General features: G+C 41.2%; 15 protein-coding genes. 12 read left to right on the top strand and 3 right to left on the bottom strand.

What is annotated here, in order from left to right:
* The first annotated feature begins 79 nt into the window (after window positions 1-79).
* Window positions 80-1,618: a polysaccharide deacetylase gene (locus LI126_RS04320; protein WP_227164914.1), complete on the top strand. Its 1,539-nt coding sequence runs from the start codon at window positions 80-82 to the stop codon at window positions 1,616-1,618.
* Window positions 1,619-1,682: 64 nt separating this feature from the next.
* Here the strand turns inward: LI126_RS04320 and LI126_RS04315 are convergent, their stop codons facing one another.
* A complete protein-coding gene (locus LI126_RS04315) occupies window positions 1,683-3,317 on the bottom strand; it encodes an ABC-F family ATP-binding cassette domain-containing protein (protein WP_015529731.1) in 1,635 nt (544 codons plus the stop codon).
* A gap of 269 nt (window positions 3,318-3,586) precedes the next feature.
* On the opposite strand from LI126_RS04315, the gene LI126_RS04310 reads away from it, so the two are divergent.
* The 7 genes from LI126_RS04310 to LI126_RS04280 all read left to right on the top strand — a co-directional run bounded on the left by LI126_RS04310 (window position 3,587) and on the right by LI126_RS04280 (window position 12,196).
* Window positions 3,587-4,450, top strand: coding sequence for a patatin-like phospholipase family protein (locus tag LI126_RS04310; RefSeq protein WP_226865630.1), 864 nt, complete (start codon window positions 3,587-3,589; stop codon window positions 4,448-4,450).
* Between the two features lie 50 nt (window positions 4,451-4,500).
* Window positions 4,501-6,627, top strand: a complete 2,127-nt coding sequence (gene ppk1, locus LI126_RS04305) for a polyphosphate kinase 1 (RefSeq protein WP_227164913.1) — start codon at window positions 4,501-4,503, stop codon at window positions 6,625-6,627.
* A 29-nt stretch (window positions 6,628-6,656) separates the two neighbouring features.
* On the top strand, window positions 6,657-7,706 hold the full coding sequence (locus tag LI126_RS04300) for an aldose epimerase family protein (protein ID WP_227164912.1): 1,050 nt from the start codon (window positions 6,657-6,659) through the stop codon (window positions 7,704-7,706).
* A 26-nt stretch (window positions 7,707-7,732) separates the two neighbouring features.
* Window positions 7,733-9,880 carry a DNA topoisomerase gene (locus tag LI126_RS04295; RefSeq protein WP_227164911.1) on the top strand — a complete coding sequence of 716 codons (2,148 nt, stop codon included), beginning with the start codon at window positions 7,733-7,735 and terminating at the stop codon, window positions 9,878-9,880.
* A 54-nt stretch (window positions 9,881-9,934) separates the two neighbouring features.
* Window positions 9,935-10,609 carry an acyltransferase gene (locus tag LI126_RS04290; protein ID WP_055171022.1) on the top strand — a complete coding sequence of 225 codons (675 nt, stop codon included), beginning with the start codon at window positions 9,935-9,937 and terminating at the stop codon, window positions 10,607-10,609.
* Window positions 10,610-10,684: 75 nt separating this feature from the next.
* Window positions 10,685-11,569 carry an NAD(P)-dependent oxidoreductase gene (locus LI126_RS04285; RefSeq protein ID WP_227164910.1) on the top strand — a complete coding sequence of 295 codons (885 nt, stop codon included), beginning with the start codon at window positions 10,685-10,687 and terminating at the stop codon, window positions 11,567-11,569.
* 150 nt (window positions 11,570-11,719) lie between these two features.
* Window positions 11,720-12,196, top strand: a complete 477-nt coding sequence (locus LI126_RS04280) for a methylglyoxal synthase (RefSeq protein ID WP_020435679.1) — start codon at window positions 11,720-11,722, stop codon at window positions 12,194-12,196.
* A 70-nt stretch (window positions 12,197-12,266) separates the two neighbouring features.
* Here LI126_RS04280 and LI126_RS04275 read toward each other — a convergent pair whose 3' ends face one another.
* Both LI126_RS04275 and LI126_RS04270 read right to left on the bottom strand, forming a co-directional pair.
* The gene (locus LI126_RS04275; protein WP_055148109.1) at window positions 12,267-13,445 is read right to left on the bottom strand and encodes a ribose-phosphate pyrophosphokinase; all 1,179 of its coding nucleotides are present in this window, start codon (window positions 13,443-13,445) and stop codon (window positions 12,267-12,269) included.
* A 615-nt stretch (window positions 13,446-14,060) separates the two neighbouring features.
* Window positions 14,061-15,209 carry a tyrosine-type recombinase/integrase gene (locus tag LI126_RS04270; RefSeq protein WP_227164909.1) on the bottom strand — a complete coding sequence of 383 codons (1,149 nt, stop codon included), beginning with the start codon at window positions 15,207-15,209 and terminating at the stop codon, window positions 14,061-14,063.
* Between the two features lie 269 nt (window positions 15,210-15,478).
* Here LI126_RS04270 and LI126_RS04265 point away from each other — a divergent pair, with 269 nt between their 5' ends.
* The 4 genes from LI126_RS04265 to LI126_RS04250 all read left to right on the top strand — a co-directional run bounded on the left by LI126_RS04265 (window position 15,479) and on the right by LI126_RS04250 (window position 18,631).
* The gene (locus LI126_RS04265; protein ID WP_227164908.1) at window positions 15,479-16,057 is read left to right on the top strand and encodes a hypothetical protein; all 579 of its coding nucleotides are present in this window, start codon (window positions 15,479-15,481) and stop codon (window positions 16,055-16,057) included.
* A gap of 199 nt (window positions 16,058-16,256) precedes the next feature.
* Window positions 16,257-16,787 carry an antiterminator LoaP gene (gene loaP / locus LI126_RS04260; protein WP_227164907.1) on the top strand — a complete coding sequence of 177 codons (531 nt, stop codon included), beginning with the start codon at window positions 16,257-16,259 and terminating at the stop codon, window positions 16,785-16,787.
* A gap of 56 nt (window positions 16,788-16,843) precedes the next feature.
* Window positions 16,844-17,848 carry an NAD-dependent epimerase/dehydratase family protein gene (locus LI126_RS04255; protein WP_227164906.1) on the top strand — a complete coding sequence of 335 codons (1,005 nt, stop codon included), beginning with the start codon at window positions 16,844-16,846 and terminating at the stop codon, window positions 17,846-17,848.
* A gap of 21 nt (window positions 17,849-17,869) precedes the next feature.
* Window positions 17,870-18,631, top strand: a complete 762-nt coding sequence (locus LI126_RS04250) for a glycosyltransferase family 2 protein (RefSeq protein WP_227164905.1) — start codon at window positions 17,870-17,872, stop codon at window positions 18,629-18,631.
* Window positions 18,632-18,639: the final 8 nt, after the last annotated feature.

The raw sequence follows: 18,639 nt of genomic DNA, 5'->3' as shown, positions 1-18,639 counted from the left end.
TTAATATGGAAGAAAAAGTCAGGGGACAATTTTGATTGTCCCCTGATTCTAAGAATAGAAAAGAAAAAAAGGGATAAGCATGTGGTCTAAAGAAACAAAAGAAGAAAAAGAACGCAAGAAAGAACAAGCGTTTTACGAACATTATAGCGCGATGGGAAAAAGCACAGATTCCATTAGAAAAGAGTGGGAGAGACGCAAGAGGAATGAACAACGCATTCGACGCCTCAAGAGACGAAGGAGAATTGCAATCGTATTGATTCTGCTCGTTGTATTAGTTCCGGCAGTTTCAACATTTACTTATTTTAAAATGAATCCGATTGTATTACGGAGTAAAGTGATCGCGCAGGAAAAGAAAGAAAGTATGGATCTGATGTCCAACATCCGTTTCGTTGTTGGTGGAAAAGCGAAAGATGTGAAGACAGAAGGCAAAGTAGATACGAATAAAGAAGGAAAATATACGGTTTACTATGTCTATGGTAAACAAAAAGTAAAAGCTGAAGTCGAAGTTAAGGATACAAAAGCACCTGAGCTTAAAATGAAAGACAGTTATACAACAGAACTTCCGAAAGATATCAAGCCGGAAGATTTTGTAGAATCAGTAAAAGATGCATCAGATGTCACACTTGAATTTGTCGGACAGGATTCCTGGGAGAAGAAAGGAAAATACGAAGTAACTGTTGCTGCAACAGATAGTGACGGTCATAAAACAGAAGGTAAATCAACACTGAATCTGGAAGAGGATACAACAGGACCGACTATTGAAGGAGCAGATGATAAAGAACTTGCACAGGGCGATACGATGGACTTGAATGAAGGGGTTACGATAAAGGATGATATGGATCCAGAGCCAACATTGGAAGTACAGGGTGCTGACAAAGTGGATTTTGCGACACCGGGAACCTATATTGTCACCTATCTTGCAAAAGACCGTTCCGGAAATGAGACAAAGATTGAGCGAAAGATCAAAGTGAAGAAGAATCCGGATTGGAATGAGAAAGTTGTTTATCTGACTTTCGATGATGGTCCGTCAGAGAATACCGGAGAGATTCTTGATATCCTGAAAGAAAAAAATGCAAAGGCAACCTTTTTCGTTACAGGAAATAATCAGGAACATGATGATATGATAAAAAGAGCCTTTTCCGAAGGACATTCGATCGGACTTCATACCTATACACACGATTATGCAACAGTTTACGCATCTGAAGATGCATACTTCGCAGATCTGCAGAAAGTATCGGATCTGGTAGAGAGTATCACAGGAACAAAATCCATGATCATTCGTTTCCCGGGAGGATCCAGCAACACCATCAGTGCAAAATATGTCAAAGGATTGATGACAACACTTACGAAAGCAGTGAGAGACAAAGGATATCAGTATTTTGACTGGAACTGTGATTCTACTGACGCAAGCGGAAATAATGTGCCGGTAGAAAAGCTGGTTTCCAACGCAACATCCTGCACGGCAAATCATGTTGATATTCTGATGCATGATACAGATGCAAAAGATACAACCGTACAGGCATTGCCACAGATTATTGATTACTATAGAAGTCAGGGATACACATTCAAAGGACTGACCGTTGATAGTGTGGCAGCGCACCATGGAGTGAATAATTGATAAATATTAGAAAGAGCCAGGACAGGCACAACACACGGTGTCTGTTCTGGCTCTTAATTATATCTTAATCCTCATCATCTGTCTGTACAGAGTAAGTCTGTCTCTTTCTTGCCATCTCATCGCTCTCAAGATATTCATCGTAAGTTGTGATCTTATCGATCAGCTTACCGCCCGGAACAATCTCCATGATACGGTTCGCTGTTGTCTGTACGATCTGGTGGTCTCTGGAAGTAAAGAGAAGTACTCCAGGGAACTTGATCAGACCGTTGTTGAGTGCTGTGATAGACTCCATATCCAGGTGGTTTGTTGGCTCATCAAGAAGCAGTACATTTGCTCCTGAGATCATCATCTTGGAGAGCAGGCAGCGAACCTTCTCACCACCGGAAAGTACAGCAACTTTCTTCACTCCGTCTTCACCGGAGAAGAGCATTCTTCCAAGGAATCCACGAACATAAGTTACATCCTTTTCCTCAGAGTACTGTGTCAGCCATTCTGTGATATTGTAGTCATTGTCGAATTCTCCGCCGAAATCTTTCGGGAAGTAAGCCTGAGAAGTTGTAACTCCCCATTTATATGTTCCCTCATCCGGTTCCATCTCGCCGATCAGGATCTTGAAGAGGATTGTCTTAGCAAACTCATTTCCACCAACAAAAGCAACTTTATCCTCACGGCCAAGTGTGAATGTAAGATTATCAAGAATCTTCTCGCCGTCAATTGTCTTGGAAAGTCCTTCTACAGTGAGAACTTCATTACCAATCTCACGGTTCGGACGGAAGTCGATGTAAGGATATTTACGGCTGGAAGGTCTGATCTCATCAAGCTGGATTTTCTCCAGGGCACGCTTTCTGGAAGTAGCCTGTTTGGACTTGGAAGCGTTCGCACTGAATCGGGAAATAAATTCCTGCAGCTCTTTGATCTTTTCTTCTTTTTTCTTGTTGGCCTCTTTCATCTGACGGATCAGCAGCTGGCTTGACTCGTACCAGAAGTCGTAGTTTCCTGCGTAAAGCTGGATCTTGCCGTAATCGATATCGGCAATCTGTGTACATACCTTGTTCAGGAAGTAACGGTCATGGGATACAACGATAACAGTGTTGTCAAAGTTGATCAGGAATTCTTCCAGCCATGCGATCGCATCAAGATCCAAGTGGTTGGTAGGCTCGTCAAGAAGCAGGATATCCGGGTTTCCGAACAGTGCCTGTGCAAGAAGAACCTTAACCTTCTCAGAACCTGTCAGGTCTTTCATCAGTTTATAATGAAGCTCTGTCTCGATACCAAGTCCGTTCAGAAGGTTGGCAGCATCAGATTCTGCTTCCCATCCATCCATTGTAGCGAACTCAGCTTCCAGCTCACTTGCTTTGATTCCGTCTTCATCTGTGAAATCTTCTTTTGCGTAAATTTCTTCTTTCTCTTTCATGATTTCATACAGACGTGCATTTCCCATGATAACTGTATCAAGAACAGGGAATTCGTCATATTTGAAATGATCCTGCTGAAGGAAAGAAAGTCTCTCGCCCGGGGAGATAACTACATCACCGGATGTCGGCTCAAGCTGTCCGGAAAGAATCTTAAGAAATGTAGATTTACCGGCACCATTCGCACCGATCATTCCGTAACAGTTCCCCTCTGTGAATTTGATGTTAACATCTTCAAACAGCGCCTTTTTCCCGACGCGAAGGGTTACATTATTTGCACTAATCATTTGAAAGTCTCCTTGTAAATAAATTAGAATTGTGATTACGTTGTTATAATTGTCCTTTTTCAAATACGTGTGAATAAGAACATACCAATCCATATATTAACATAGAAGAAAGGGTGCTGACAAGTACTGAAATAGAAAAATGCATACGAAAAAGCAGGGCAAACTGTGTGAAAATGTATAAGAACTAATCCTTGTTCTTTCCATTGTAAAAAGTTATAATGTTACTAAGAATCTCACAATATAAATAGCAGTAGAAAAGAGGAGAAACCATGGCACTTAAGAAAGCAACAATCGTACTGGAAGGTGGAGCAACAAGAGGCATATTTACTTCTGGTGCTCTGGATTACCTTATGGAACAGGATATTTATTTTTCAGATGTGATCGGTGTGTCTGCCGGCGCATGTAATGCAGTAGATTATGTTTCCAGACAGCCGGGACGTACAAGGGACTGTATGATTCCGAATACAAAAGATATGAAGTATATTAATGGAGTGAAAGATACGATCAGGGAGAAAAGTCTGATGAATATGGATTTGATTTTTGATAAATATCCGAATGAACTGATCCCATTTGATTTTGATACATATTTTCAGTCAGAGATGCACTGTGAGCTGGTAACGACAAACTGTCTGACTGGAAATGCAGAATATATGACGGAAACAGAAGATCCTGACCGATTGATGAAGATCTGTCGTGCATCAAGCAGTATGCCGCTTGTGACTCCGATGGTGAATATTGACGGTGTCCCGTATCTGGATGGCGGACTTGCAGATTCTGTTCCGATCCGTCGTGCACAGAAGCTTGGGAATGAGAAGATCATAGTGATCTTGACGAGAAATCAGGGCTATCGTAAGAAAGTGATCTCACCGGCAGTGCAGAAGCTTTACAGACAGGCATATAAGTCCTATCCGAATGCAGTCCGGACAATCTTCAGAAGAAGTTTTATCTATAATAAGACGATGAATTATCTGGATCAGCTTGAGAAGCGTGGAGAGATCTACGTCCTTCGTCCACATGTAAAACCAGTATCACGGCTCGAACAGCATCCGGATGTCCTGCATGCATTTTATGAGCATGGATATCATCTGATGGAGCGAAAGACAGAAGAAATGCTGAAGTATCTTGAACAGTAATAAAAATAAATCGACTTGTTAAAAGAAGAGAGAAAAGGGAGTTGAGTTATATGAGAGAGATTTTAGAAGAAACTCAGAACCGTGAATTATCGTGGCTTCGGTTCAATCAGCGCGTTCTCGAAGAAGCACGGGACGAGACAGTTCCTTTGATGGAACGTATGAAATTCGTAGCTATTTTCACAAGTAACTTAGACGAGTTTTTTATGATCCGCGTAGGAAGTCTGTATGATATGGCATCAGCAGACAGCAAAAAGATCGATCAGCGATCCGGTATGACAGCAAAACAGCAGTTAGATGCAATTTATCGAGCTGTTTCCCCACTTTACAAGGAACGAGATAAGACATATGCAGAGATCAAGAAACAGTTAAGTCCGTATGGTGTCTGCGGTCTTGACTTCAAGGAACTGGAACAGCAGGAGAAGAAGTTTGTAAAGAAATATTTCAAAGAAGAAGTAATGCCGGTGCTTTCCCCACAGATCGTAGATGCGAACCATCCGTTCCCACATCTGTTAAGTAAAGAACTGTATGTGGTTGCGAATTTGAAGCAGGGAGAAAAGACGATGCTCGGAATCATCCCGGTACCACAATATATTTCTAATATTCTCTATCTTCCGGGGTATGACATCCGTTATATCCGTATGGAAAAGATTATCCTGGAATTTATTGATCTTGTTTTTGACCAGTATCAGATTTCAGACAAGAACTATATACGTGTAACGAGAAATGCAGATGTATCACCGGATGATGAAGCTTATGCAGACAGCGGAGATTTCCGTCATGTGATGCAGGAGACACTTCATAAGAGAAGAAGGATGGCCGTTGTCCGTCTTGAGGCAGCCAATTCTCTGAGTAAAGAGATGGAGAAATATTTCTGTGAGAAATTCAATATCCATCCGGAATGCATTTTCCGAACAAAGATGCCGATGAAGCTGGACTTTATCTTTGCAATCGCTGATAAACTTCCGGATTCGAAGAAAACAACGCTCGTGGATGTACCATTTTCTCCGCAGCCGTCTTCCATGCTTGCAGAGGGTAAGGTGATTCCGCAGATAAAGAAGAAAGATGTACTCCTTTGCTATCCATACGAAAGCATGGAACCGTTCCTTCAGCTGATCAAAGAAGCATCAACAGACCCGGAAGTTCTTACGATCAAGATCACAATCTACCGTCTGGCGAAGAAAGCACGACTTGTAGAATATCTCTGCGCAGCGGCTGAGAATGGAAAAGAGGTTACGGTCCTGATCGAGCTGAGAGCACGTTTTGATGAGCAGAACAACATTGACTGGTCCGAGCGTCTGGAAGAGGCCGGATGCCGTGTTCTGTACGGATTCGAGGGTTATAAGGTACACTCCAAGATCTGCCTGATCACATACAGAAACCGTACCGGAATTCATTACATTACACAGATTGGAACCGGAAATTATAACGAAAAGACAGCGAAGATGTATACCGATTACTCGCTGATGACAAGCAGACAAGAGATTGGTGAAGACGCAGCAGTCTTTTTCCAGAATATGTCGATCAGCAATCTGAATGGAGTTTACAAGCATCTGATTGTTTCACCGACAAGCCTGAAACAGAAAGTACTTGCCTTGATGGATGAAGAAATTGCAAAAGGTGAGAACGGAAGAATCATTATGAAAATGAATTCTGTTACGGACATGGATTTCATTCGAAAAGTAACAGAAGCATCTCAGGCAGGGGTGAAGATAGATCTGATCGTGCGTGGGATCTGCTGTATCCTCCCGGGAATCAAGGGAAAGACAGAGAATCTGCGTGTGACAAGTATCGTCGGAAGATATCTGGAGCATCCAAGACTTTTCGTCTTCGGAAAAGGAGCAGATGCAACAGTTTATATTGGATCTGCTGATATGATGACAAGAAATACAGAGAAGCGTGTAGAAGTCGCGTGCCCGGTCTATGATGTAGAGATTCGGAAACGCCTGTTCCATCAGCTTCATGTAATGCTTTCTGACAATGTGAAAGCCCGTGCGATGACAAGTGACGGAACATATGTGAAGAAACCGGTGGAAGACGGAGCAAGTCTTGTGAATGCACAGGAGACCTTTATGAGAGAAGCATCACAGGCAAAACGTCCGGCTGCAGCCAATGTGCCGAAGAAGAAAAAAGAAGGATTCTTAACAACCGTACTGAAGATTTTCAGAAAAAAACAATAGAAGGACGAGAGATGGAGGAGCAGAGAAAGATGAAACCGTTACAGAAAAAAGACTTTGGAAAGACATCGAAAGGGGAATTGGCTACCGTATATACACTGGAAAATGAAGCAGGAATGCAGATCAGCGTATCTGACTTCGGAGCAACGCTGACAAGCGTACTTGTTCCGGATAAAGATAACAATCCGGTAGAAGTGACACTTGGATATGATGATGCAACCGGATATGAAGCCGGACTTGGAAATGCATTCGGAGCATCTGTCGGACGTAACGCAAACCGTATCGGTGGGGCAGTGATCGAGATCAATGGAACAGAATATCACTTGACAAAGAATGACGGAGAGAACAACTTGCACAGCGGACTTGATTTCTATCACGGAAGAATGTGGAAGGTTGTGGATGCAGATGATACTCATGTAACATTTGAGATGGACAGCCCGGATGGGGATCAGGGATATCCGGGAGCACTTGTTATGAAAGTGACCTATTCTCTGGATGAAGAGAATACTTTGATGATCCACTACGAAGCAGAGCCGGATCAGGATACGATCATCAATATGACAAATCACAGTTACTTTAACCTGAACGGACATAAGAGCGGAGACGTTCTGAATCATACATTATGGCTGAATGCGGATGCATTTACACCGGCAGACGCAGCATCCATTCCGACAGGTGAGATCCGCAGTGTGGAAGGAACTCCGATGGATTTCAGAACAGATAAGACAATCGGAAAAGACATTGGAGTAGACTATGAACCGCTGGTATTCGGAAATGGATACGACCACAACTGGGTATTGAAAAATGAAGGCGAATTTGATAAAGTAGCAGAAGTGGCTGGGGATGAAAGTGGAATCCATATGAGTGTACTGACAGACCTTCCGGGAGTGCAGATCTATACTGCGAACTTCCTTGACGGAGTGAAAGGAAGAGACGGAGCGGTTTATGAGATGAGAGATGCGATCTGTCTGGAGACACAGTACTATCCGGATGCGATCCACCACGAGAACTTCCCGGGACCGATCTGTAAGAAAGGTGAGAAATACGATACCCGCACTGCCTACAGATTTCGTGTAAAATAATTGAATGGAAGATAGATAACTAGTTTATGGGAAAATCAGTATACATTGCGGAGAAACCGAGCGTTGCCCAGGAATTCGCAAAAGCATTGAAACTAAATACAAAACGACGGGACGGATATCTTGAGTCAGACGAAGCCATCGTCACCTGGTGCGTCGGCCATCTGGTGACGATGAGCTATCCGGAGGAATATGATCCGGCACTTAAGAAATGGAACTTGCAGACGCTGCCATTTATCCCGGAAGAATTCAAATACGAAGTCATTCCGTCAGTGGCAAAGCAGTTCCAGATTGTCAGTGGGATCCTGAACCGGGAAGATGTCGATACGATCTATGTCTGTACCGACTCCGGGCGAGAGGGAGAATATATCTATCGTCTCGTGGAACAGGAAGCACACGTTGAGGGGAAAAAGCGCCGGAGAGTGTGGATCGATTCCCAGACAGAAGAAGAGATTCTTCGAGGAATCCGTGAAGCCAAAGATCTGTCAGAGTATGATAATCTCGGAGCATCCGCATACTTGCGCGCCAAAGAAGATTATCTGATGGGAATCAACTTCTCCCGTCTGCTGACCTTGAAATATGGCAACAGTATTTCAAATTTTCTGCAAACGAAGTATTCCGTTGTATCTGTAGGACGTGTTATGACGTGTGTTCTTGGCATGGTTGTGCGCAGAGAACGTGAGATCCGTGATTTCGTCAAGACACCGTTTTACCGTGTACTCAGCACAATTGATGCACAGGGGCATACGTTCGAGGGTGAGTGGAGAGCAGTGAAAGGCTCCCGCTATTTTGAGTCCTATGACCTTTATAAGGAAAATGGATTCAAGGAGCGCAAGAAAGCGGAAGAATTGATTCAATACCTGCAGACACCGGATGACGAGTCTGTAAATGTAGCAGGAATACAGGGACAGTCAGGATTGAACTGCAGGATCGAGTCGATTGAGAAAAAGAAAGAGAAGAAGAATCCCCCTCTTTTATATAACCTGGCGGAGCTTCAGAATGATTGCTCCAAGAGATTTAAGATCAGTCCGGATGAGACATTGCGAATCGTGCAGGAGTTGTATGAAAAGAAGCTTGTGACTTATCCGAGAACAGATGCCCGTGTTCTGTCTACCGCAGTGGCAAAGGAAATCACAAGAAATCTGAACGGGCTGTCAAAATATCCGATGGCTGCACCGTATATGCAGGATATCCTGAGTTTCGGAAGCTATAAGACACTTGCCAAGACACGTTATGTGAATGACAAGCAGATCACAGACCATTATGCAATCATTCCTACAGGACAAGGATTGAATGCACTAAATACCGTATCCTCTACTGCAAAAGGCGTGTACGATCTGATCGTGCGAAGATTCCTAAGTATCTTCTATCCGCCGGCAGTTTACCAGAAGGTTGCTATCGTGACGAAGATCAAAGAAGAAAGCTTCTTCTCAAGCTTCAAAGTACTTGCTGAGGAAGGTTATCTGAAAGTGGCAGGCATTCCGAAGAAGAAAGCTTCTCAGACAGCCACAAAAGATAGCAGTAATGGAAACAGTGAGAATAATAATAATGATACAAATGACGAGGCAGGTTCCGATTCTTCCGATCAAAGCCTGGACACCGGATTGTTCGAAGTGATCAAGTCATTAAAGAAGGGTGCAGTCCTTCAGGTCAGAGCATTGGATATCAAAGAAGGAGAGACCTCACCTCCGAAGCGTTACAATTCCGGTTCTATGATCCTTGCAATGGAGAATGCAGGACAGCTGATCGAGGACGAAGAACTCCGTGCCCAGATCAAAGGAAGCGGGATCGGAACAAGTGCGACAAGAGCAGAGATTCTGAAAAAGCTTGTGAATATCAAGTATCTCGCATTGAACAAGAAGACACAGGTGATCACACCGACGCTGCAGGGAGAGATGATCTATGATGTTGTTGATCATTCCATCCGGTCACTTTTGAACCCGGAACTTACAGCAAGCTGGGAGAAGGGGCTGAACTATGTGGCAGAAGGTTCCATCACATCAGATGAATATATGAGAAAACTCGATCATTTCATCACCAGCAGAACCGTTGGGGTGAAAGGGCTGAACAATCAATATCAGCTTAGAGCCTGCTATGAAAAAGCCGCTGGGTTTTATCCGTCTGTAAATAGTAATAAAACGACAGGTAGAACAAAAACAGGAAACAAAAGTAAATGACACAATAATAAGACATAAATGTAAGTCGGTTCTAGCCGGCAGAAAGGAATTACCATGTTAGAAGCATTAACAGTAAAAGAAAATTATTCATTAGACCAGACAATCGCAAAAGATATCTTCAACGGAGTTACTTATCCGTGGGAAGTACTTCCGAAGATCAGCAGCTTCATCCTTGAGCTTGGAGCTACATTAAGCGAAGATGAATACGAGAAACGCGGAGAAAATGTATGGGTAGCGAAATCTGCAAAGGTTGCTCCGACTGCATTTATCAATGGACCGGCAATCATCGGAAAGGATGCAGAGGTTCGTCACTGTGCATTTATCCGTGGAAATGCGATCGTAGGAGAAGGAGCTGTTGTAGGAAATTCCACGGAGCTTAAAAACGTGATCCTTTTTAATAAAGTTCAGGTTCCGCACTATAATTATGTAGGTGATTCTGTTCTTGGATACAAATCTCATATGGGAGCCGGATCAATTACATCTAACGTAAAATCAGATAAGAAACTTGTTGTGGTAAAAGCCGGAGAAGAGAAGATTGAGACAGGCATGAAGAAGTTCGGCGCAATGCTTGGAGATGAAGTAGAAGTAGGATGCGGAAGCGTTCTGAATCCGGGAACAGTTGTTGGAAATCACAGTAACATCTATCCACTTTCCTCTGTACGAGGATTCGTTCCGGCAAACAGTATTTACAAAAAACAGGGCGAAGTTGTGACAAAAGAAGAAAGATAGTTGAAAATAGAAAATGATAAGAATGGCTCCTGTGTGATAACATGGGAGCTATCTTAGACAGGAGGAATAAAGCAGATGAATAAAGTAGGTTTTATCGGTGTAGGAATCATGGGAAAATCCATGGTCAGAAATCTCATGAAAGCCGGATTTGAATTACATATCTATGCAAGAACAAAGAGTAAAGTAGAAGATGTGATCGGCGAAGGAGCACAGTTCCATGAGTCGATCAAGGATTGCGTGCAGGATTGTGATGCAGTTATCACAATTGTCGGTTTCCCACAGGATGTAGAAGAAGTATACTTTGACCAGGGGAATATCTTAGACAGTGCAAAGAAAGGTGCTTATCTGATCGATATGACAACAACAAGTCCGCAGATTGCTGAGAAGATCTACGCGGAAGGCACAAAGCGAGGCTTCCATGTGATGGATGCACCTGTCACAGGCGGAGATACAGGAGCGAAAGCCGGAACATTGTCCATCCTTGTTGGCGGAGAGAAAGAAGATTACGAAGCCTGTATGCCACTCTTTGAAGCAATGGGAACAAACATTAATTATCAGGGTAAGGCTGGATGCGGACAGCACTGCAAGCTGGCGAACCAGATCATGATCGCCGGAACACTGTCCGGTGTGTGCGAGGCACTTACTTATGCAAAAGAACAGGGACTGGATCCGGAAGTATTCATGAAGTCCGTTGCGACTGGGGCAGCAGGAAGCAAGCAGCTTGACACATTCGGACCAAAGATCTTAAAAGATGATTATGCACCGGGATTCTTTATGAAACACTTCATCAAAGATATGAAGCTTGCACTGATCGAAGCGAACAGAAAAGGACTTTCCCTTGATGTACTCAGTATGGTTCTTGCCAATTACGAAGAACTTGAGCAGGAAGGATACGGAGATCTCGGAACACAGGCGTTGATGAAATTCTATGATGAAGAACATCGAAATACGGAAGAGTAAAAATTTGTGAATGGTAACCGTAAAAATTCTGTTAAGAATCAACAAAACAGGTTGAAGTAACAGGGAAAAGAAAATATAATAGACATCAGAGAAAAAACTGTTGAAGAATATAAAAATCAACAACAGGAAGACTTGAAGGAGGACACGAAAATGCTTACAGATAATTTTGTAACAATGGAAATTGGAAAAGCAAAACACATTGCACTCGTAGCCCATGATGGAAAGAAGAAAGAACTGATTGAATGGTGTGATAGAAATAAAGAAGTATTACAGGGACATTTCCTATGCGGAACAGGAACAACAGCCCGTCTGATCGCAGAGAAAACAGGACTTCCGGTAAAAGGATACTGCAGTGGTCCACTTGGTGGAGACCAGCAGATCGGTGCGAAGATCGTAGAAGGACAGATTGATTTCATGATCTTTTTGTGGGATCCGTTAGAGGCACAGCCACATGACCCGGACGTTAAGGCACTTCTTAGAATCGCAGTAGTATATGATATTCCGGTTGCGAACAACCTTGCAACAGCAGACTTCATGCTGAACAGCAAGTTCATGAATGAGCCTTATTCCAGACAGATTGAGAATTTCAATAAGACGATTCAGGACCGCGTTGCGGAGATGAAATAAAATAATTTAAGTATTAAAAAAATACCTGCAGATATCAATTTTGACATCTTGCAGGTATTTTTATAGATTTTTACAGAAGTCCTTTTTCACGCTTCTCAAGAAGAGCATGAATCTTATCTGTCGGGCTGATAACAGAGCTGATCGGCACATCATGGTTCAGGGAATCAATGATCAGTGCGATAAATTTACTCATATCAGCTTTTACAAAGTAAGGTTTCTCATAAAGTTCCGGTGGGAGATATGTAAGGTTTGTTGTAATAACTTTACTGATATATCCCTTATTGTAATACTCATCGAATTTATCAAATCCGTCTGTGAACAGTCCGAATGTTGTACATACAAAGACACGTCCGGCCTTACGCTCTTTCAGCTGTTTTGCAACATCAAGCATACTTTCTCCGGAAGAGATCATATCGTCAACGATAAGAACATCCTTTCCTGTCACATCATCACCGAGGAATTCATGGGCAACGATCGGGTTCTTTCCGTTTACAACTGTAGAGTAGTCACGGCGTTTGTAGAACATACCCATATCAACACCAAGTACGTTAGAGAAGTATACTGCACGGTGCATAGCTCCTTCATCCGGGCTGATGATCATCAGGTGTTCTTTGTCAGCTTTCAGATCTGGTACTTCACGGAACAGTGCTTTTAAGAACTGATACTGCGGGTTAAAGCTGTCAAATCCACTAAGTGGAATTGCATTCTGTACACGTGGGTCATGAGCATCAAATGTAATGATGTTGGAAACGCCCATTGCGTCCAGTTCTTCCAGTGCAAGAGCACAGTCCAGAGACTCTCTTCTTGTACGCTTGTGCTGTCTGCTTTCGTAAAGGAAAGGCATGATAACATTGATACGGCGAGCCTTACCTGTTGCAGCAGCGATAATTCTCTTCAGATCCTGATAATGGTCATCTGGAGACATATGGTTAAGATGTCCGTTTACTGTGTAGGTCAGGCTGTAGTTGCATACATCAGTCATGATAAAAAGATCAGTACCACGGATTGTCTCTTTCAGGATACCCTTAGCTTCACCGGAACCGAATCTCGGACAACTACAGTCTACCTGGTAATTGTTGGCCTTATAGTTTCTGTAAAGTGGGGATTCTGTTACTTCGTTGATCGTGTTCTCACGGAAGGAAACAATATAATCATTTACCTTCTGTCCCAGAGGTTTGCAGCTCTCCATAGCAATCAGTTTCAGAGGTGCAATCGGGAGTGTGTTTTCTAACATTTCGATGTTCGTCATTTTCTTCTCCTCAGTGTGAATTAATTTTTAACCGTCTTAAGAAATCGGACGGTAACGCGAATTGATTAATTAGAATTAACAGATTAATCATTATACATTTAACGTTATACCATTTTTCAGGAGAAAATTCAAGGAGGGCAGGGCGGAGAGTGGACGATAAAATGTATTTTTTACAGAACAAGACAGAAAATAACAAACTTGCCTTTTATAAGGTGCAATGGTAGAATCTTAAGTAGGAAAATGTGCAGCAGAGTTTAATATTGATATGAGCTGTCCGCATGCTTTTATCAGAAGAAAGAAATCGGAGTGCAGCAGGTAGAAGTGGATTCTAAGACGATCATAGAAGCTGTGGTATAAGAAAAGAAAAATAAAAGGAATAAAAAGAGCTTTAATATCTGAATGATACGAGGGTATTGTGGAAGATATTAAGGCTCTTTTCATGTATAAGGGAAAATGGTAACTGGCCAGAGCCAACCTCCAAAATGCTATGCATTTTAAACCTGTTTTTTGAAATTTTGCTTGACTCTGAACAGTTATAAATTTCGTAGAGTATACAACTCTACGAAAAAAATGAAATTAAGTTGAATTTATGGGGTTTTTAAAAGATATGACCAATTATTTGACGGTAAATACAGCGTTTAGCTTATCCATGTTTTGTTGTTTCTGCTCCATAGAAGGATGCACATACCGGTTTAGAGTTGTGTTAATATTGGAGTGTCCTAAAATCTCACTTAATGTCTTCATATCGAACCCAAGTTCTACGCAACGTGTTGCAAAAGTATGTCGCAGACAATGAAAATGAAGTGGTTCGATCTGACATTTTTTCAAAGTTTTTTTGAAATAATATTCGATCGACCGCGGCTCGCGAAAACTCATCTTCTTTCCAGTGAGGATATATGCTTCGGGATCTATCGTGTGAGATTGGACGTATTGCTGCAAGATCTCAAACAGGAAATCCGGAATCGGAATATTACGGATGGAGCTTTCTGTTTTTGGTGGAGTGATAATGATTTTTGTATTATGTTCCGAATCATCTGTGTGATCCTTAACTCTGTGTAAAGTCTTAGATATTTCCAGATATTGTTCCTGAAAATGAATATCCTTCCACTGCATTGCACAAAGTTCCCCAAGACGTACTCCTGTATATAGTGCAATCAGCGTCCCGATGTTTTTATGTGTCAGATTCCCTAATAAGTAGTCCTGCAAGGCTTGCTGTTCCTTTAAAGAGAGAATCCGAAGCGGTTTTCTGACAGGCTTAACAAGACAAAGTTCCGGATTACAAAGAGACAGTTCCCCTTCCTTTTCAGCAGTTTTTAAAATCAATTTGACAACAGAACGGATATCGGTAACTGTTTTCGGAGCCAATCCGGAACCATCACTTTTTCCTGAAAGCAACAACTTGTTCAGAAATACTTCACAATCTTTATTACTGAACGTATAGACAAGGCGATCACCAATCATAGGACTGATATAGTGACTGAAAAGATAATGGTATCTTACATAAGTAGATTCCTTGCTGAAAGGCTTCAGCCGTTCCAACCAAAGCAGTCCATAAAAGGAAATGTTCTTCTTCATGCGGACACTTTGAAAAAGACGTGGATCCATCTTTCTCTTTGCATCATTTTGCTTTTTCTTAACAGTTAAATAATCTGCTGCATAGATAGAACGGTATCTGGGACTTCCATCTTCTTTGAATGCATAAATGTATCTGGCTTCCCAGCGTCCGTCCTTTCTTTTGTAAATATTTTCTCCTTTTCGTGGCATGTTTTTCTCCTCCATTTTGACCATTTTTTTGACGGTAAATAAGTCAATAATCACAAAAAATAAGCAGTGCTGTGTGATGAAAACGATTAAATTTTCGCGTATTATTGATAAGAATACACAAATTTCGACATTTCTGCCTTGACTTGAACGTATAATGAGAGTAAGATATCAATGATTAAAGTCTTTTTAAACCGTAAATTAACTATAAATGAATTCGTAGAGTTGTATACTCTACGAAATTCAAAAACAGAATAAGGATAGGAATGAGTATGGGAAGAAGCCCCAGAGATCTAAGTGGACAGAAGTTTGGACTACTTACTGCCATGTATCCGACAGAACGCAGAGACCATAGAGGTTCTGTGTACTGGCATTGTGTCTGTGAATGTGGGAATGAGATCGATGTATCAGCAGGTGCATTGATGAATGGCAATAACAGAAGCTGTGGATGTCTGAAAGACAAGAACCAGAAGCAGATTGCACAGAGAAGACACCTTGTCGATGGAACCTGTGTGGAAGTTCTGGAGAAGAGAAAGAAACGAAGAGACAATGAAAGTGGTTTCCGAGGTGTCTTTTATCTGAAGAGCAGCAACCGTTACCGCGTGGATATCGGATTCAAAGGGAAACGGTATTATGTCGGACTTTTTGAAGATTATGACGAAGCAGTTCAGGCGCGTCTGGAAGCAGAAAATCTGATCCATAACAGTTTCATTAATATATGGAAGGAATGGAATCAGAAAGATCAGGAAGACCCACAGTGGGGAAAAGAACATCCGCTTGTATTCAATGTTCGGAAAGTGAACGGAGAATTACAGGTAGAAGCAGGATGTCAGGAAATTAAGAGTAATTGAGATAGATAGAAATGATTCCCTGCAGTTTATCGGAATCAGGTGAGCGGCAGGCAGGATTATACAGGAAGAAATCGTCGCATCGCCGCGTTTCCAGTGTATATGGTCATAGGGAAAGAAGAGAGTCACAGAGAAAGAAACGATATGTTTCATGAAATTCCCTGTGATATGGCGAAGCGCACTTAAAATCAGGGAAAGTTGAGTGAATAAAATTATGTGGTATGCAGTATGGGTGCGAAGTGGACAGGAAGACAGAGTTCTGGAGTTATGTAAGACATTCCGTCATTATCATCCGGATGCATACGAGGAATGCTTTATCCCAACGTATGAAAAATATAGAAAAGTAAAAGGCCAGCCAACAAAACAGCTGGCTCATTTATTGCCTGGATACCTCTTCTTTGTCAGTGACCATCCGCAGGAACTTCAGAAACTTCTGAAAAGAATTCCGGAGTTTGCAAAAACACTTGGTGATGATGATGGAGCAATTCCGCTGTATCAGGAGGAAGTAGAATTCCTTCAGAGGTACACGGGTGATGAGAGGATTCTGAAGATGTCCGAAGGATATCTGGTTGGATCCGAGTTGGTTGTAACAGACGGACCTCTGAAAGATTATCAGGGGAAGGTCATGAAGATTGACCGGCATAAACGGACAGCAGTGCTGGAACTGGAGTTTTTGGGAAGAAAGACGAAGGTGACGGTGGGGCTGGAAGTTGTGAGGAAGGTTAATAAATAGAAACTTTCATCAGTAAATAGAAAGATATGATTTAAAAGAAATGTGAGGAAAAAAAGATGAATTATATTATTTTTGGTGGTTCAGGATTTATAGGAACTCATTTGATTCATTTATTAAAAGATGAATGTTTAAAACCGGGTGATAAAATATACGATTTGGATATTGTTATGCCTGGAGAAGAAGGTGTTGTACCTGGAATCGTAGAAAAAAATGAAGGCGTTGAATATATCAGATTAGATGTAAGACAAGCAATTGAGTTTGATTTTGAACCTACGAAGGATGATATTATTTTTAACCTTGCTGCGGTTCATCGTACACCGGGACATCCGGATCACGCATATTTTGAAACTAACATCAGAGGCGCGGAAAATGTAACAGCCTTTGCTGAAAAACATAATATTAAGAAAATACTATTTACAAGTTCTATTGCTCCTTATGGTGCTGCAGAAGAATTGAAAACAGAGAAAACATTACCGACACCGAACACACCTTACGGAATCAGTAAATTAGTAGCAGAAAAAATACATCAAATGTGGCAGGTAAAAGATGAGAAGAGGGAGCTGACAATTGTTCGTCCGGGAATCGTATACGGAAAAGGTGAACATGGAAATATGACCCGCTTATATAAAGGACAGAAAAAAAGATATTTCTTCTATGCCGGAAGAAAGGATACAGTAAAAGCTAGCATTTATGTGAAAGAATTGGTCAGATTCTTTAAATACAGGATGATTGATAATGATTTTGTTGGAACAGATATTTTTAATTGTACATTTGAGCCAGCTTATACGATTGAAGAAATATGTACTACAATGCAGAAAGCAATAAATATGAAACGAAATATTCCATTGATTCCAGGAGGTCTGTTAATGTTTGCTGCTTCTGTATTAGGTCCGATTGGTGGAAAAAAAGTTGGAATTCATCCAGATCGTGTAAAGAAATTGATGGTTTCAACTAATATTTGTGGAAAGAAATTAGCAGCTTCAGATTATAAATTCCATTATACATTAGAAGAGAGCTTTAGAGATTGGTTCAATGATTGTAATAAAGAAGGATTGTTCTAAAAGTAAGGAGAAGGTTAAGGGATGAGCTTAAAGTTTACGGTTGTAACTGCTGTATTTAATGCAGAAGATGTAATTGAAAAAACCATAAAATCCGTTTTGAATCAAACATATACTCCTTATGAATATCTCATTATCGATGGAAAATCCAGTGATAAAACAGTAGAGATTATAAGAAAGTATTCCAAGCATTTTGAAGAAAAGAATATTACCTTGAAAATTGTGAGCGAAAAAGATAATGGGATTTATAATGCAATGAATAAAGGAATAGATCTCGCAGAAGGTGATTTTATTTCATTTCTTAATGCAGGAGACTGGTATGAACTAGATGCATTGGAGAATATTAATAAATTCTATGAAGAGGATAGCTTTGATTTGACATATGGGGGATTACATTATGTGAATCCAAATGGAACAATTACTAATAAAATGTCTAAAAATGATGAAAAAGGAATAGTAACCAGCCGCCATTGGAATCACCCAAGCATGTTTATGAGTACAAAACTTTATAAAAAATATAAATTTAATGAGAAGTTTCGTGCGTATGCAGACTTTGATTTATATCTCAAGATGCGAAAAAAAGGTGTGAAAATCAGAGTAATTGATAAAGTGATAACTAACTTTGTTGCTGATGGTGTCAGTACAAACACAAACATGAAAAAAGTAATAAGACGAGCCAAGGAAAAGTATGAAGCATACATAGGAAATGGATATTCAAAAATATATTGGATAGAGTCTTATGGATGGGAAGTGTTCAAAGCAGTTTACTTTACAATAATAAGCTAGTGAAGGGA

The sequence above is a fragment of the Mediterraneibacter sp. 210702-DFI.5.30 genome (assembly GCF_020560115.1).
GTDB lineage: Bacteria > Bacillota > Clostridia > Lachnospirales > Lachnospiraceae > Mediterraneibacter > Mediterraneibacter faecis.
The sequence above is the reverse complement of the archived record's forward strand: the minus strand, read 5'-3'. Positions and strand labels throughout refer to the sequence as shown.

Coding starts and splice junctions, on each gene's coding strand:
- LI126_RS04320 (WP_227164914.1), top strand. CDS start 80: ATGTGGTCTAAAGAAACAAAAGAAGAAAAAGAACGCAAGAAAGAACAA.
- LI126_RS04315 (WP_015529731.1), bottom strand. CDS start 3,317: ATGATTAGTGCAAATAATGTAACCCTTCGCGTCGGGAAAAAGGCGCTG.
- LI126_RS04310 (WP_226865630.1), top strand. CDS start 3,587: ATGGCACTTAAGAAAGCAACAATCGTACTGGAAGGTGGAGCAACAAGA.
- ppk1 (WP_227164913.1), top strand. CDS start 4,501: ATGAGAGAGATTTTAGAAGAAACTCAGAACCGTGAATTATCGTGGCTT.
- LI126_RS04300 (WP_227164912.1), top strand. CDS start 6,657: ATGAAACCGTTACAGAAAAAAGACTTTGGAAAGACATCGAAAGGGGAA.
- LI126_RS04295 (WP_227164911.1), top strand. CDS start 7,733: ATGGGAAAATCAGTATACATTGCGGAGAAACCGAGCGTTGCCCAGGAA.
- LI126_RS04290 (WP_055171022.1), top strand. CDS start 9,935: ATGTTAGAAGCATTAACAGTAAAAGAAAATTATTCATTAGACCAGACA.
- LI126_RS04285 (WP_227164910.1), top strand. CDS start 10,685: ATGAATAAAGTAGGTTTTATCGGTGTAGGAATCATGGGAAAATCCATG.
- LI126_RS04280 (WP_020435679.1), top strand. CDS start 11,720: ATGCTTACAGATAATTTTGTAACAATGGAAATTGGAAAAGCAAAACAC.
- LI126_RS04275 (WP_055148109.1), bottom strand. CDS start 13,445: ATGACGAACATCGAAATGTTAGAAAACACACTCCCGATTGCACCTCTG.
- LI126_RS04270 (WP_227164909.1), bottom strand. CDS start 15,209: ATGCCACGAAAAGGAGAAAATATTTACAAAAGAAAGGACGGACGCTGG.
- LI126_RS04265 (WP_227164908.1), top strand. CDS start 15,479: ATGGGAAGAAGCCCCAGAGATCTAAGTGGACAGAAGTTTGGACTACTT.
- LI126_RS04255 (WP_227164906.1), top strand. CDS start 16,844: ATGAATTATATTATTTTTGGTGGTTCAGGATTTATAGGAACTCATTTG.
- LI126_RS04250 (WP_227164905.1), top strand. CDS start 17,870: ATGAGCTTAAAGTTTACGGTTGTAACTGCTGTATTTAATGCAGAAGAT.